Source organism: Rhizobium oryzicola (genome assembly GCF_030504645.1).
Lineage (GTDB): Bacteria > Pseudomonadota > Alphaproteobacteria > Rhizobiales > Rhizobiaceae > Neorhizobium > Neorhizobium oryzicola.
Window position 1 is genome coordinate 1 of sequence record NZ_JAUKWQ010000012.1, and the last position, 13,291, is coordinate 13,291.

The 13,291-nt window shown below is 58.5% G+C and carries 24 protein-coding genes; all 24 read left to right on the forward strand.

Annotated elements, in window-relative coordinates:
* A partial coding sequence (locus Q2T52_RS23090; protein WP_302079258.1) for an elongation factor Tu occupies positions 1 to 821 on the forward strand: 821 nt, incomplete at its 5' end.
* Between the two features lie 432 nt (positions 822 to 1,253).
* A complete protein-coding gene (rpsJ, locus tag Q2T52_RS23095) occupies positions 1,254 to 1,562 on the forward strand; it encodes a 30S ribosomal protein S10 (protein ID WP_003547547.1) in 309 nt (102 codons plus the stop codon).
* A gap of 36 nt (positions 1,563 to 1,598) precedes the next feature.
* Positions 1,599 to 2,240 carry a 50S ribosomal protein L3 gene (gene rplC / locus Q2T52_RS23100; protein ID WP_302079281.1) on the forward strand — a complete coding sequence of 214 codons (642 nt, stop codon included), beginning with the start codon at positions 1,599 to 1,601 and terminating at the stop codon, positions 2,238 to 2,240.
* A gap of 15 nt (positions 2,241 to 2,255) precedes the next feature.
* A complete protein-coding gene (gene rplD / locus Q2T52_RS23105) occupies positions 2,256 to 2,876 on the forward strand; it encodes a 50S ribosomal protein L4 (RefSeq protein ID WP_302079282.1) in 621 nt (206 codons plus the stop codon).
* A complete protein-coding gene (locus Q2T52_RS23110) occupies positions 2,873 to 3,166 on the forward strand; it encodes a 50S ribosomal protein L23 (protein ID WP_302079283.1) in 294 nt (97 codons plus the stop codon). Before rplD ends, Q2T52_RS23110 begins: the two co-directional genes overlap by 4 nt.
* A gap of 17 nt (positions 3,167 to 3,183) precedes the next feature.
* Positions 3,184 to 4,020 (forward strand): 50S ribosomal protein L2, encoded by an 837-nt coding sequence (gene rplB, locus Q2T52_RS23115; RefSeq protein WP_302079284.1) that lies wholly within the window; start codon positions 3,184 to 3,186, stop codon positions 4,018 to 4,020.
* A 15-nt stretch (positions 4,021 to 4,035) separates the two neighbouring features.
* Entirely contained in the window at positions 4,036 to 4,314 is a 279-nt protein-coding gene (rpsS, locus tag Q2T52_RS23120; RefSeq protein ID WP_028735901.1) for a 30S ribosomal protein S19, read from the forward strand.
* Between the two features lie 2 nt (positions 4,315 to 4,316).
* Positions 4,317 to 4,706 carry a 50S ribosomal protein L22 gene (gene rplV, locus Q2T52_RS23125; RefSeq protein WP_302079285.1) on the forward strand — a complete coding sequence of 130 codons (390 nt, stop codon included), beginning with the start codon at positions 4,317 to 4,319 and terminating at the stop codon, positions 4,704 to 4,706.
* Positions 4,706 to 5,440, forward strand: coding sequence for a 30S ribosomal protein S3 (gene rpsC, locus Q2T52_RS23130; RefSeq protein WP_302079286.1), 735 nt, complete (start codon positions 4,706 to 4,708; stop codon positions 5,438 to 5,440). The genes rplV and rpsC overlap by 1 nt, the downstream gene beginning before the upstream one ends.
* Positions 5,441 to 5,477: 37 nt before the next feature.
* The gene (rplP, locus tag Q2T52_RS23135; RefSeq protein WP_210102769.1) at positions 5,478 to 5,891 is read left to right on the forward strand and encodes a 50S ribosomal protein L16; all 414 of its coding nucleotides are present in this window, start codon (positions 5,478 to 5,480) and stop codon (positions 5,889 to 5,891) included.
* A gap of 13 nt (positions 5,892 to 5,904) precedes the next feature.
* Positions 5,905 to 6,105: a 50S ribosomal protein L29 gene (rpmC, locus tag Q2T52_RS23140; protein ID WP_302079287.1), complete on the forward strand. Its 201-nt coding sequence runs from the start codon at positions 5,905 to 5,907 to the stop codon at positions 6,103 to 6,105.
* Positions 6,106 to 6,117: 12 nt separating this feature from the next.
* Complete coding sequence (gene rpsQ, locus Q2T52_RS23145) at positions 6,118 to 6,354, forward strand: 30S ribosomal protein S17 (RefSeq protein ID WP_302079288.1); 237 nt, start codon at positions 6,118 to 6,120, stop codon at positions 6,352 to 6,354.
* Between the two features lie 235 nt (positions 6,355 to 6,589).
* Positions 6,590 to 6,958: a 50S ribosomal protein L14 gene (rplN, locus tag Q2T52_RS23150; RefSeq protein ID WP_062468282.1), complete on the forward strand. Its 369-nt coding sequence runs from the start codon at positions 6,590 to 6,592 to the stop codon at positions 6,956 to 6,958.
* A gap of 16 nt (positions 6,959 to 6,974) precedes the next feature.
* Positions 6,975 to 7,283 (forward strand): 50S ribosomal protein L24, encoded by a 309-nt coding sequence (gene rplX, locus Q2T52_RS23155; RefSeq protein ID WP_302079289.1) that lies wholly within the window; start codon positions 6,975 to 6,977, stop codon positions 7,281 to 7,283.
* A complete protein-coding gene (rplE, locus tag Q2T52_RS23160; protein WP_302079290.1) occupies positions 7,276 to 7,833 on the forward strand; it encodes a 50S ribosomal protein L5 in 558 nt (185 codons plus the stop codon). The genes rplX and rplE overlap by 8 nt, the downstream gene beginning before the upstream one ends.
* Positions 7,834 to 7,865: 32 nt before the next feature.
* Positions 7,866 to 8,171 carry a 30S ribosomal protein S14 gene (rpsN, locus tag Q2T52_RS23165; protein ID WP_302079291.1) on the forward strand — a complete coding sequence of 102 codons (306 nt, stop codon included), beginning with the start codon at positions 7,866 to 7,868 and terminating at the stop codon, positions 8,169 to 8,171.
* 12 nt (positions 8,172 to 8,183) lie between these two features.
* A complete protein-coding gene (gene rpsH, locus Q2T52_RS23170) occupies positions 8,184 to 8,582 on the forward strand; it encodes a 30S ribosomal protein S8 (RefSeq protein ID WP_302079292.1) in 399 nt (132 codons plus the stop codon).
* Between the two features lie 42 nt (positions 8,583 to 8,624).
* Entirely contained in the window at positions 8,625 to 9,158 is a 534-nt protein-coding gene (rplF, locus tag Q2T52_RS23175) for a 50S ribosomal protein L6 (protein WP_302079293.1), read from the forward strand.
* Between the two features lie 12 nt (positions 9,159 to 9,170).
* Positions 9,171 to 9,533: a 50S ribosomal protein L18 gene (rplR, locus tag Q2T52_RS23180; RefSeq protein ID WP_302079294.1), complete on the forward strand. Its 363-nt coding sequence runs from the start codon at positions 9,171 to 9,173 to the stop codon at positions 9,531 to 9,533.
* Between the two features lie 131 nt (positions 9,534 to 9,664).
* Positions 9,665 to 10,234, forward strand: a complete 570-nt coding sequence (gene rpsE / locus Q2T52_RS23185; RefSeq protein WP_302079295.1) for a 30S ribosomal protein S5 — start codon at positions 9,665 to 9,667, stop codon at positions 10,232 to 10,234.
* Positions 10,235 to 10,245: 11 nt separating this feature from the next.
* Positions 10,246 to 10,443: a 50S ribosomal protein L30 gene (gene rpmD / locus Q2T52_RS23190; RefSeq protein ID WP_302079296.1), complete on the forward strand. Its 198-nt coding sequence runs from the start codon at positions 10,246 to 10,248 to the stop codon at positions 10,441 to 10,443.
* A gap of 16 nt (positions 10,444 to 10,459) precedes the next feature.
* Positions 10,460 to 10,933 (forward strand): 50S ribosomal protein L15, encoded by a 474-nt coding sequence (rplO, locus tag Q2T52_RS23195; RefSeq protein ID WP_302079297.1) that lies wholly within the window; start codon positions 10,460 to 10,462, stop codon positions 10,931 to 10,933.
* 232 nt (positions 10,934 to 11,165) lie between these two features.
* The gene (gene secY / locus Q2T52_RS23200) at positions 11,166 to 12,506 is read left to right on the forward strand and encodes a preprotein translocase subunit SecY (RefSeq protein WP_302079298.1); all 1,341 of its coding nucleotides are present in this window, start codon (positions 11,166 to 11,168) and stop codon (positions 12,504 to 12,506) included.
* Positions 12,503 to 13,153: an adenylate kinase gene (locus tag Q2T52_RS23205; RefSeq protein ID WP_302079299.1), complete on the forward strand. Its 651-nt coding sequence runs from the start codon at positions 12,503 to 12,505 to the stop codon at positions 13,151 to 13,153. Before secY ends, Q2T52_RS23205 begins: the two co-directional genes overlap by 4 nt.
* Positions 13,154 to 13,291: the final 138 nt, after the last annotated feature.

Sequence of the window (13,291 nt, forward strand, 5' to 3'; positions counted from 1 at the left end):
GCCAGGTTGGCGTTCCGGCGATCGTCGTGTTCCTGAACAAGGTTGACCAGGTTGACGACGCAGAACTTCTCGAGCTCGTCGAGCTTGAAGTTCGCGAACTCCTGTCGTCCTACGACTTCCCGGGCGATGACATTCCGATCGTCAAGGGTTCGGCTCTGGCCGCTCTCGAAGATTCGGACAAGAAGATCGGCGAAGACGCCGTTCGTGAGCTTATGGCTCAGGTTGACGCCTACATCCCGACGCCTGAGCGTCCGATCGACCAGCCGTTCCTGATGCCGATCGAAGACGTGTTCTCGATCTCCGGCCGTGGTACGGTTGTGACGGGCCGCGTTGAGCGTGGTGTTGTCAAGGTTGGCGAAGAAGTCGAGATCGTCGGCATCCGCGCAACCTCGAAGACGACGGTTACGGGCGTTGAAATGTTCCGCAAGCTGCTCGATCAGGGCCAGGCTGGCGACAACATCGGCGCACTGGTTCGCGGTGTGAACCGTGACGGCGTTGAGCGTGGTCAGATTCTGTGCAAGCCGGGTTCGGTCAAGCCGCACAAGAAGTTCATGGCAGAAGCCTACATCCTGACGAAGGAAGAAGGCGGCCGTCATACGCCGTTCTTCACGAACTACCGTCCGCAGTTCTACTTCCGCACGACGGACGTGACGGGCATCGTTTCTCTGCCGGAAGGCACGGAAATGGTTATGCCTGGCGACAACGTGACGGTTCAGGTTGAGCTGATCGTTCCGATCGCGATGGAAGAAAAGCTGCGCTTCGCGATCCGCGAAGGCGGCCGTACCGTCGGCGCCGGCATCGTCGCTTCGATCATCGAGTAATCGATTTTGTACGGCCGGGGCGGATGTCCCGGCCGTACGAATTTTGCGGTTTCCGTTATTAGGAATTCGCAAGGCAGACTTTAGGAAATTGCAGCTCGCCCCTGGCTTGCTGCTTTCTCTAGACCGGGCAGGGTCAAAAACTTCTGCTTGAGTAGAGGCTGTTAAGTAAAATTCATGAGGAGCTGCATTTAGCGGCTTGCTTATGACATGAAAATGTAGCAAATGGCGCGCAAGCGCGATTTGCGGCCTGCTTCGGCAGACGAGCAGGCGCCATAAATCAACATAAGGTGGGCCCTTTGGCCCGAAGAATGGATGGGGATGCCGAAGCGCGGTGTCCCTCTCGCTCTTTGAAACCGGTGGTCCGCCTTAGGAAAAAGAACATCCCGTGTCGTGCGTTTGATACGGGAGAACAGACAACAAGGATAACGTCGAATGAACGGCCAAAATATCCGCATTCGCCTGAAGGCGTTCGATCACCGGATCCTCGATGCTTCTACGCGCGAGATCGTGTCGACGGCGAAGCGCACCGGTGCTAGCGTCCGGGGCCCCGTTCCGCTTCCGACTCGCATCGAGAAGTTTACGGTTAACCGGTCCCCTCACATCGACAAGAAGAGCCGCGAGCAGTTCGAGATGCGCACGCATAAGCGCCTCCTCGACATCGTTGATCCCACCCCGCAGACGGTAGACGCGCTCATGAAGCTCGATCTCGCCGCCGGCGTCGACGTGGAAATCAAGCTCTGAGACCCCGTCTCGGGCTGAGTGAGAAGGATTGAACCTATGCGTTCAGGTGTAATTGCACAGAAAGTGGGAATGACCCGCGTCTATAACGACGCCGGTGAGCATGTCCCGGTCACGGTTTTGCGCGTTGATAACTGCCAGGTTGTCGCTCAGCGTACCGTTGAAAAGAACGGCTACACGGCTGTTCAGCTTGGCGCTGGCCAGGCAAAGGTGAAGAACACGACGAAGGCTCTGCGCGGTCACTTTGCGGTTTCGCAGGTCGAGCCGAAGCAGAAGTTGGTCGAGTTTCGCGTTTCCGAAGATAATCTGATCGATGTTGGCGCTGCGCTGACGCCGAGCCACTTTGCTGCTGGCCAGCTCGTTGACGTAACGGGCACCTCCATCGGTAAGGGTTTTGCCGGTGCCATGAAGCGTCACAACTTCGGCGGTCTGCGTGCTACGCACGGTGTTTCCGTTTCGCACCGTTCGCACGGTTCGACCGGTAACAACCAGGACCCTGGTAAGGTCTGGAAGGGCAAGCGCATGGCTGGTCACATGGGCCAGACGCGTATCACCACCCAGAACCTCGAAGTTGTTTCGACCGATGAAGATCGTGGCCTGATCCTGGTCAAGGGTGCCGTTCCCGGCTCCAAGGGCTCCTGGATCATCGTCCGCGACGCCGTCAAGTCGGCCGCGAAGTAAGGGAGCGACACTACAATGGAATTCAACGTCAAGACCCTCGAGGGTAAAGACGCCGGCACGCTCTCCCTTTCGGAAGAGATTTTCGGCCTTGATCCCCGTCAGGACATCCTGTCCCGCATGGTTCGCTGGCAGCTCGCCAAGAAGCAGCAGGGCACGCACAAGTCCAAGGGCCGCTCCGAGGTTTCTCGCACCGGCACCAAGATGTACAAGCAGAAGGGTACGGGCCGCGCTCGTCACCATTCGGCTCGCGCTCCGCAGTTCCGCGGCGGTGGTCGTGCACACGGCCCGGTCGTTCGCAGCCACGAGCATGACCTTCCGAAGAAGGTTCGCGCGCTCGCTCTGCGTCACGCTCTCTCTGCCAAGGTAAAGGCCGAAGAACTGATCATCATCGATCAGCTGGTTGCTGCCGAAGCAAAGACCAAGATCCTTGCCGGTACCTTCGAAACGCTTGGCCTGACCAATGCGCTTCTGATCGGCGGTTCTGAAATCGACGCCAACTTCAAGCTGGCTGCCCAGAACATCCCGAACGTCGACGTTCTGCCGGTTCAGGGCATCAATGTTTACGACATCCTGCGTCGCGGTAAGCTCGTGCTCTCCAAGGCTGCAGTTGAAGCTCTGGAGGAGCGGTTCAAATGACGGATCTTCGCCACTACGATGTGATCGTGTCTCCGGCGATCACCGAAAAGTCGACCCTGTTGTCTGAGCACAACCAGGTCGTCTTCAACGTCGCCAAGGACGCTTCCAAGCCTGAAATCAAGGCTGCCGTTGAAGCTCTGTTCGGCGTCAAGGTCACGGCCGTCAATACGCTCGTCCGCCTGGGCAAGACCAAGCGGTTCCGTGGCTTCATCGGTAAGCAGAAGGACGTCAAGAAGGCGATCGTGACGCTTGCCGAAGGTCAGTCCATCGATGTCTCGACGGGCGTCTGAGGTAGGGAACAAGAACAATGGCACTTAAGAGCTTTAACCCGACGACTCCGAGCCAGCGCCAGCTGGTCATCGTAGACCGTTCCGGTCTCTACAAGGGCAAGCCCGTCAAGTCTTTGACGGAAGGCCTTTCCAAGAGCGGTGGTCGTAACAACCTCGGTCGCATTACGGCCCGCTTCATCGGTGGTGGTCACAAGCGTACCTACCGTCTCGTCGACTTCAAGCGTCGCAAGTTCGACGTTGAAGGCACGGTCGAGCGTCTGGAATACGACCCGAACCGTACGGCATTCATCGCGCTCGTCACCTACACGGATGGCGAACAGGCTTACATCCTGGCTCCGCAGCGTCTCGCTGCTGGTGACAAGGTGATTGCGTCCGACAAGGCTGTCGACGTGAAGCCCGGCAACACGATGCCGCTGCAGTACATCCCGGTTGGCTCGATCGTCTACAACGTAGAAATGAAGCCGGGCAAGGGCGGTCAGATTGCTCGCTCCGCCGGTACCTACGCGCAGCTGGTCGGCCGCGATGCAGGCATGGCAATCCTTCGTCTGAACTCCGGCGAACAGCGCCTGGTGCATGGCTCCTGCCTTGCTTCCGTCGGTGCAGTTTCGAACCCGGACCACGGCAACATCAACGACGGTAAGGCTGGTCGTACGCGTTGGCGCGGTAAGACCCCGCATAACCGCGGTGTTGTCATGAACCCGGTCGATCACCCGCACGGTGGTGGTGAAGGTCGTACCTCGGGTGGTCGTCACCCGGTTTCCCCGTGGGGCAAGCCGACCAAGGGCAAGCGCACTCGCTCTAACAAGGCGACTGACAAGTTCATCATGCGCTCGCGCCACCTGAAGAAGAAGTAAGAGAGGTAGTCAGAAATGGCTCGTTCAGTATGGAAAGGCCCGTTCGTTGACGGCTATCTTCTCAAGAAGGCTGAGAAGGTTCGCGAGGGCGGTCGTAGCGAAGTGATCAAGATCTGGAGCCGTCGCTCCACGATCCTGCCGCAGTTCGTAGGTCTCACCTTTGGCGTCTACAACGGCTCCAAGCATGTTCCGGTCAGCGTCAACGAAGACATGGTCGGCCACAAGTTCGGTGAATTCTCTCCGACCCGGACCTACTACGGTCACGGCGCGGACAAGAAGGCAAAGAGGAAGTAATCATGGCGAAGGCAAAGACCGAACGCCGGCTGAAGGACAATGAAGCGCAGGCAGTTGCCCGTTCGCTTCGCGTCAGCCCGCAGAAGCTCAACCTTGTTGCCGCCCTGATCCGTGGCAAGAAGGTCGACCGCGCGCTCGCAGAGCTCGAATTCTCTCGCAAGCGTATCGCAGGCCAGGTGAGAAAGACTCTCGAGTCCGCTATCGCCAACGCTGAAAACAACCATGACCTGGACGTCGACGCGCTCGTCGTCTCCGAAGCCTATGTTGGCAAGTCCATGGTGATGAAGCGCTTCCACGCCCGTGGCCGTGGCCGTGCATCCCGCATCGAAAAGCCGTTCGCGCACCTCACGATCGTTGTTCGTGAAGTCGAGGAAAAAGGGGAGGCCGCATAATGGGTCAGAAAATCAATCCAATCGGTTTCCGCCTCGGCATCAACCGTACGTGGGACAGCCGCTGGTTCGCAGACAATGCAGAATACGGCCAGCTGCTGCACGAAGACCTGAAGATCCGCGCTTACCTGATGTCCGAGCTGAAGCAGGCCGGCATCGCCAAGGTGGTGATCGAGCGTCCGCACAAGAAGTGCCGCGTCACGATCCACTCCGCTCGCCCGGGTCTCATCATCGGCAAGAAGGGCGCCGACATCGAAAAGCTGCGCAAGAAGCTTTCCGACATGACGTCCTCCGAGACGCACCTCAACATCGTTGAAGTGCGCAAGCCGGAAGTTGATGCGACGCTGGTTGCCCAGTCGATCGCTCAGCAGCTCGAGCGTCGCGTTGCTTTCCGTCGTGCCATGAAGCGTGCCGTTCAGTCGGCTATGCGTCTTGGCGCCGAAGGCATCAAGATCACCTGCGCCGGCCGTCTCGGTGGTGCAGAAATCGCCCGTACCGAATGGTACCGCGAAGGCCGCGTTCCGCTTCACACGCTCCGTGCCGACATCGACTACGGTACGGCTGAAGCTGAAACCGCTTTCGGTATCTGCGGTATCAAGGTCTGGATCTTCAAGGGCGAAATCCTTGAGCATGATCCGATGGCGTCCGAGCGTCGTGCCCTCGAGGGCGATGCCCAGGGTCCGGCGAGCCGTGACCGCGACCGCGGTGACCGCGATCGTCGTCGCGAAAACGCTTGATTAGCGCTGGCGAAAGATAAGTTCGGAGAACAAGAAAATGTTGCAGCCAAAGCGTACCAAGTACCGCAAGCAGTTCAAGGGCCGCATCAAGGGCGTTGCCAAGGGTGGCTTCGACCTGGCGTTCGGTGAATTCGGCCTCAAGGCTCTCGAGCCCAACCGCGTCAATGCACGTGAGATCGAAGCGGCTCGCCGCGCGATCACTCGTTACATGAAGCGCGCCGGCCGCGTCTGGATCCGCGTATTCCCTGACGTTCCGGTCACGGCAAAGCCGACCGAAGTTCGTATGGGTAAGGGTAAGGGTTCGGTCGAATACTGGGCATGCAAGGTCAAGCCCGGCCGTATGATGTTCGAAATCGACGGTGTGTCCGAGGAAACGGCTCGCGAGGCGCTTCGCCTCGGTTCCGCCAAGCTCTCCGTCAAGACGCGCTTCGTTCAGCGCATCGCAGAGTAAGGGGTAAGGCACAATGAAAGCCGAAGACGTACGCGGCCTCACGGCCGACCAGCTCAAGGACAAGCTTGCGGAGCTCAAGAAGGAGCAGTTCAACCTGCGCTTCCAGAAGGCCACCGGTCAGCTTGAGAAGTCCTCTCGCATCACCGAGGTTCGCAAGGACATCGCTCGCGTGAAAACCATTGCCCGCCAGAAGGCGGCAGAAGCAAAGGCCTAAGGGAAGAACAATATGCCGAAGCGCATTCTGCAGGGCGTCGTGGTCAGCGACAAGAACGACAAGACGGTAGTTGTCCGGGTTGAGCGCCGATTCGCTCACCCGCTGCTTCAGAAGACCGTTCGTCGTTCCAAGAAGTACAAGGCCCACGACGAAAACAATCAGTACAAGACCGGTGATGTCGTTTCCATTCAGGAATGCGCACCGATCTCGAAGGATAAGTGCTGGACGGTGATTGCCGCCCACGCTTAATTTGCAGAGATTTGCGGCGGGGGCTTGCTTCCGCCGCAGAATTCTGTATGAAGCAGCGCATTGGCGCAGAACGCTCGGTCAAGCGGGCGTTCTTTTGCTTTGAAGCGCAGGGCAGGTCCGAGCTCGGAAACCACCTTGGCAAGACCCATCCCGCGCGAAAAATCAATATGTCCATGAGCCGGAAGAGGGGGCTTTGCGCCCAACCGTTCCGGTCATTACAAGAAGGCGACCTGACATGATTCAGATGCAAACAAACCTCGACGTTGCCGATAATTCCGGCGCGCGTCGTGTCATGTGCATCAAGGTGCTGGGCGGCTCCAAGCGGAAGTATGCTTCGGTCGGCGACGTTATCGTCGTTTCGATCAAGGAAGCGATCCCGCGCGGCCGCGTCAAGAAGGGCGATGTGATGAAGGCTGTCGTCGTTCGCACCGCCAAGGACATCCGCCGCCCGGATGGTAGCGTCATCCGCTTCGATAACAACGCAGCGGTCCTCATCGACAATAAGAAAGAGCCGATCGGCACCCGTATCTTCGGACCGGTTCCGCGCGAACTTCGCGCCAAGAACCACATGAAGATCATCTCGCTGGCTCCGGAAGTACTCTAAGGGAGCGGATAGAGCCATGCAGAAGATTAAAAAGGGCGATAACGTCATCGTTCTCACCGGCAAGGACAAGGGCCGTACCGGTGAGGTAGTTCAGGTGCTGCCGAAGGAGGATCGTGCGGTCGTCCGTGGTATCAACGTCGTAAAGCGCCACCAGCGCCAGACGCAGACCCAGGAAGCGGGCATCATCAACAAGGAAGCTTCGATCCACCTGTCGAACATCGCAATCGTTGCGAAGGACGGCAAGCCGACTCGCGTTGGTTTCTCCGTGGTGGATGGCAAGAAGGTCCGTGTAGCCAAGCGTACGGGAGATGTGATCGATGGCTGAGGCAAAGTACGAGCCGCGTCTCAAGAAGGAATATGTTTCGCGCATCCGCAAGGCTCTGCAGGAACAGTACTCCTACGCCAATGAGATGCAGATTCCGAAGATCGAAAAGATCGTCATCAACATGGGCGTTGGTGAAGCGACTTCCGATTCGAAGAAGCCTTCCGTAGCAGCTGCTGACCTGGCAGCAATCGCTGGCCAGAAGCCGGTGATCACCCGCGCTCGCAACTCCATCGCTGGCTTCAAGGTCCGCGAAGGTATGCCGATCGGCGCCAAGGTGACCCTGCGCGGCGCTCGCATGTATGAATTCCTGGACCGTCTGGTCAACATCGCGCTGCCGCGCGTTCGCGACTTCCGCGGCCTGAATCCGAAGAGCTTTGACGGCCGTGGCAACTTCGCCATGGGCATCAAGGAGCACATCGTGTTCCCTGAGATCAACTACGACAAGGTTGATCAGATGTGGGGCATGGACATCATCGTTTGCACGACGGCAACCACGGACGACGAGGCCCGGACTCTCCTGAAAGAGTTCAGCTTCCCGTTCCGTACGTAACCGTAACGACGAGCGTAGAAAAGGAACTCGATATGGCGAAGACAAGCGCAATCGAAAAGAACAAGCGCCGCCGCAAGACGGTCGCCAACCAGGCAGCGAAGCGCGCTGCTCTGAAGGCGATCATCATGAACCAGGAAATGCCGATCGAAGATCGCTTCAAGGCTACCTTGAAGCTCGCTTCGCTGCCGCGTGATGGTTCCAAGACCCGCATCCGCAATCGTTGTGAAGTCACCGGTCGTCCGCGTGCCTTCTACCGGAAGCTCAAGATGTCCCGTATCGCTCTTCGCGAACTGGGCAACCTGGGCAAGGTTCCCGGTATCGTAAAGTCCAGCTGGTAAGGAGACGGTTCAATGACCATGACTGATCCTCTGGGCGATATGCTCACCCGCATCCGTAACGGTGCAGCCCGCCGCAAGTCGTCGGTAACGACGCCTGCTTCCAAGCTGCGTGCACGCGTCCTCGACGTTCTGCAGGCTGAAGGCTACATCCGCGGTTACACGCAGGTCGACTACGGCAACGGCAAGTCCGAGTTCGAAATCGAACTGAAGTATTATGAAGGCGCTTCGGTCATCCGCGAGATCGGCCGCGTGTCCAAGCCGGGCCGCCGAGTTTATGTCTCGGTAAAGTCCATTCCGCAGGTCGCGAACGGCCTCGGCATTACCATCCTTTCGACCCCGAAGGGTGTGATGGCCGATCATCAGGCTCGCGAACAGAACGTTGGTGGCGAGGTTCTCTGCTCGGTCTTCTAAGATCGGTCAGATCCCTCCTTAACGAACAGACAGGATTGAAACATGTCTCGTATCGGTAAAAAGCCCGTTCAGGTTCCGGCAGGTGTAACGGCCTCTGTCGAAGGACAGAAGGTAACTGCCAAGGGCCCGAAGGGCGAACTGGTTTTCGTCGCAAACGACGAAGTCAAGCTCTCGCTTGAAGATAATGCAGTGTCGGTGGCTCCGATCAACGACTCGAAGGATGCTCGCGCAAAGTGGGGCATGTCCCGCACGATGATCGAGAACCTGTTCAAGGGCGTAAAGGACGGTTTTGAGCGTAAGCTTGAAATCAACGGCGTCGGTTACCGTGCCGCCATGCAGGGCAAGAACCTGCAGCTGGCTCTCGGCTTCAGCCATGACGTTGTCTATGAGCCTCCGCAGGGTATCACCATTGCCGTGCCGAAGCCGACGGAAATCGTCGTCACCGGCATTAATAAGCAACAGGTCGGTCAGGTTGCCGCGGAAATCCGCGAATACCGCGGTCCGGAGCCCTACAAGGGCAAAGGCGTCAAGTACGCCGAAGAACGGATCGTCCGCAAGGAAGGCAAGAAGAAGTAAGGTTGACGCGATATGGCTAGCAGGAAAGAAGCACTTGCAAAGCGCGCGAGCCGTGTACGCCGCCAGCTCAAGGCGGTCGCAAACGGCCGCCCGCGTCTGTCGGTTCATCGCTCGTCGAAGAACATCTACGCCCAGGTCATTGATGACGTGGCCGGCCGCACTGTGGCCGCTGCCTCGACCCTCGATGCAGGTCTCCGCTCGTCCCTGAAGACGGGTGCCGACACCGCTGCTGCTGCAGCTGTTGGCAAGCTCGTTGCGGAACGCGCATCTGCCGCCGGTGTGAAGGAAGTGGTCTTTGACCGCGGCGCCTTCATCTATCACGGCCGCATCAAGGCTCTTGCCGATGCGGCTCGCGAAGGCGGCCTGAGCTTCTAAAATTTGAGTGCCGGGCCTTGCGGTCCGGCATCTCGGCGTTTAAACGCCATCACCGGCCGGTATGTCCGTGAGGGTATGCCGGCTTTTCGAAGTCTGCCGTTCGCACCCGGAAAAGAAAAAGGAAAAGGACAATGGCACAGGAAAAGAGAGGCTCGCGCGAAGATCGCTCGAGCCGTGAGGAACGCGACAGCGAATTCGTTGATAAGCTGGTAGCTATCAACCGCGTTGCCAAAGTTGTTAAGGGTGGCCGTCGCTTCGGCTTCGCCGCTCTCGTCGTTGTTGGCGACCAGAAGGGCCGCGTTGGCTTCGGTCACGGCAAGGCTCGCGAAGTGCCGGAAGCTATCCGCAAGGCAACGGAAGCTGCCAAGCGCGATCTGATCTTCGTACCGCTGCGCGATGGCCGCACGCTGCATCACGATGTCAACGGTCGTCATGGCGCCGGCAAGGTTCTGCTGCGTTCCGCCAAGGCTGGTACGGGTATCATCGCCGGTGGCCCGATGCGCGCCGTTTTCGAAACCCTCGGCGTTCACGACGTCGTTGCCAAGTCGACCGGTTCCTCGAACCCGTACAACATGGTTCGTGCAACGTTCGACGCCCTGAAGCACCAGGTGCATCCGAAGGACATCGCAGCTCAGCGCGGCATCAAGTATGCTACGCTTCAGGCTCGCCGTGCGTCTTCCGGTAATGCAGCGGAAGAATAAGGAGCTTTCTGATGGCCAATGAAACCAAGAAGACGGTGACGGTCGAGCAGATCGGAAGCCCCATTCGCCGGCCGGCTATTCAGCGCCAGACGCTGATCGGCCTCGGTCTTAACAAGATGCACCGGGTACGCACGCTGGAAGATACTCCTGCAGTTCGCGGTATGATCCGGTCTGTCCAGCATCTCGTTCGCGTCGTCGACGAGAAGTGAGACGGAGGAAGACACCATGAAACTGAATGAGATCAAGGATAACGAAGGCGCCACCAAGGACCGTATCCGCGTAGGTCGCGGTATTGGTTCCGGCAAGGGCAAGACCGGCGGTCGCGGTGTTAAGGGTCAGAAGGCTCGTTCCGGCGTTGCCGTCAACGGCTTCGAAGGCGGCCAGATGCCGATCTATCGTCGCCTGCCGAAGCGCGGCTTCAACAACATCTTCGCTTCCGAATTTGTTGTCGTGTCGCTCGGCCGCATCCAGGCTGCCATCGACGCCAAGAAGCTCGACGCTTCCGCAACGATCGATGCAGCTTCGCTCAAGGCTGCAGGCGTGATCCGTCGTCCGAAGGACGGCGTTCGCATCCTCGCTGACGGCGAGCTGACCGCAAAGGTTTCGATCGAAGCAGCTGGCGCCTCCAAGGCCGCTGTTGAAAAGATCGAGAAGGCCGGCGGTTCGATCAAGCTCCCGGAAGCTCCGGCTGCTGAATAATATGTCAACGAATCGCCCGGGGTGCTTCACACCGGGCGATTTTGCTCCCATATGTGAGCCTCACGGTCCGGCGGCAGATTCCGATTGCCGCGCCGGGACATCGCGGAAAATGAGGTGAGGCATAAGGTTGCACCGCAGCCGTTCCGTCTCCCGGTTTTCTGAAATTGAATTTAGACTGCTTTCCAGGCTGGCCGCATGTCGCGCCGTCGGAATTGGTCAGGCGGAGAAATGCATGGCTTCTGCAGCTGAACAACTGGCCTCCAATCTCAATTTTTCAACCTTTGCGAAGGCGGAAGATCTCAAGAAGCGGCTGTGGTTCACGCTCGCTGCGCTTCTCGTCTATCGCCTGGGTACGCACATTCCGCTTCCGGGCCTTAATCCCGATGCCTATGCACAGGCTTTTCGTGGACAGGCGGGCGGTATCCTCGGCCTCTTCAACATGTTCGCAGGCGGCGCCGTCGAGCGCATGGCGATCTTCGCGCTCGGCATCATGCCGTACATCTCCGCGTCGATCATCGTGCAGCTGATGACGTCGGTCGTCCCCTCTCTTGAAAACCTCAAGAAGGAAGGGGAACAGGGCCGCAAGGTTATCAACCAGTACACCCGTTATGGTACGGTTCTGCTCGGCACGCTGCAGGCTTACGGTATCTCCGTTGGTCTCGAAAGCGGCAGCGGCCTCGTGCTCGATCCGGGTTGGTTCTTCCGCATTTCCACCGTTGTCACGCTGCTCGGTGGCACGATGTTCCTGATGTGGCTGGGTGAGCAGATCACCTCGCGCGGCATCGGCAACGGTATCTCGCTGATCATCTTTTCAGGCATTGCCGCGGGTCTTCCCACCGCACTTGCCCGCACGCTTGAGCTCGGTAGCACGGGCGCGCTTTCGACTGCGCTGATGCTGACGGTTCTTGTGGTTGCGATCGGCGTCATTGCTGTGATCGTGTTCGTGGAACGCGCACAGCGCCGCCTTCTTATCCAGTATCCGAAGCGTCAGGTCGGCAACCGCATGTTCCAGGGCGATACGTCGCACCTACCGCTGAAGCTTAATACGGCTGGCGTGATTCCGGCGATCTTCGCTTCGTCGCTGCTGCTGCTGCCGGCAACGGCTGCAGGCTTCGCGGGCAACCAGAACCTGCCGACCTGGGCGACGACCATTATCGCGTCACTGCAGCACGGTCAGCCTCTGTTCATGGTCTTCTACGGTCTGTTGATCGGCTTCTTCTCCTTCTTCTATACGGCGATCGTCTTCAATCCGAAGGACACTGCCGACAATCTGAAGAAGCATGGCGGCTTCATTCCGGGCATCCGTCCGGGTGAGCGCACCGCTGAATATATTGATTATGTTCTGACACGCATCACTGTGATCGGTGCGATCTACCTGATCTTCGTCTGCATTCTGCCTGAGACGCTGATCGCCCGCACTGGCATCCCATTAGCCCTTGGTGGTACTTCGCTTTTGATCGTGGTCAGTGTTACGTTGGATACTGTAGCACAGATCCAGGGGCATTTGATCGCCCAGCAGTATGAGGGTCTGATCAAGAAGTCGAAGTTGCGTGGAGGAAAGAGGGGACGATGAGACTGATTCTACTGGGGCCGCCAGGCGCGGGGAAGGGGACCCAAGCGCAGCGGATTGTGGAGAAGCATGGCATTCCTCAGCTCTCCACTGGCGATATGCTGCGCGCAGCAGTCGCCGCTGAAACGGAAGTGGGCAAGCTTGCGAAAGCCGTGATGGATGCTGGCAAGCTGGTATCGGATGACATTGTTATCGCAATCGTCTCCGAGCGGATCGATCAGCCGGATTGCGCCAATGGCTTTATCCTGGATGGTTTCCCGCGCACGCTTGTGCAGGCCGATGCAACGGAAGCGATGCTGAAGGCGAAGGGCCTCGATCTTTCCGTGGTCATCGAGCTGAAGGTCAACGACAAGGAACTGGTTCGCCGCGTTTCCGGTCGTTACTCCTGTGCTCAGTGCGGCTCGGTTTATCACGACACGGATCGCAAGCCGGCCGTCGAGGGTGTCTGCGACAAGTGCGGATCGACTCACTTCAAGCGTCGCCCGGATGATAATGCCGAGACCATGACCCAGCGTCTCGAAGTCTACTACAAGGAAACGGCGCCGCTGATTGGCTATTACTATGCCAAGGGCAAGCTGAAGACTGTGGATGGTATGGCCGAAGTCGATACTGTCACCTCCGAGATCGAGGGCATTCTGTCGGGTCTCTGAGGCCCTTCAGATGTTGTGAATAAGAATCTTGGCGGAGCCGGTTGATATTTTCGACTGATTCCGCTAAACACCGCGCCAACTCGCGACAACTGATGCGATCGGCGCGGATTTCCCAAGAGGTTATCCGCATCCGGTCGT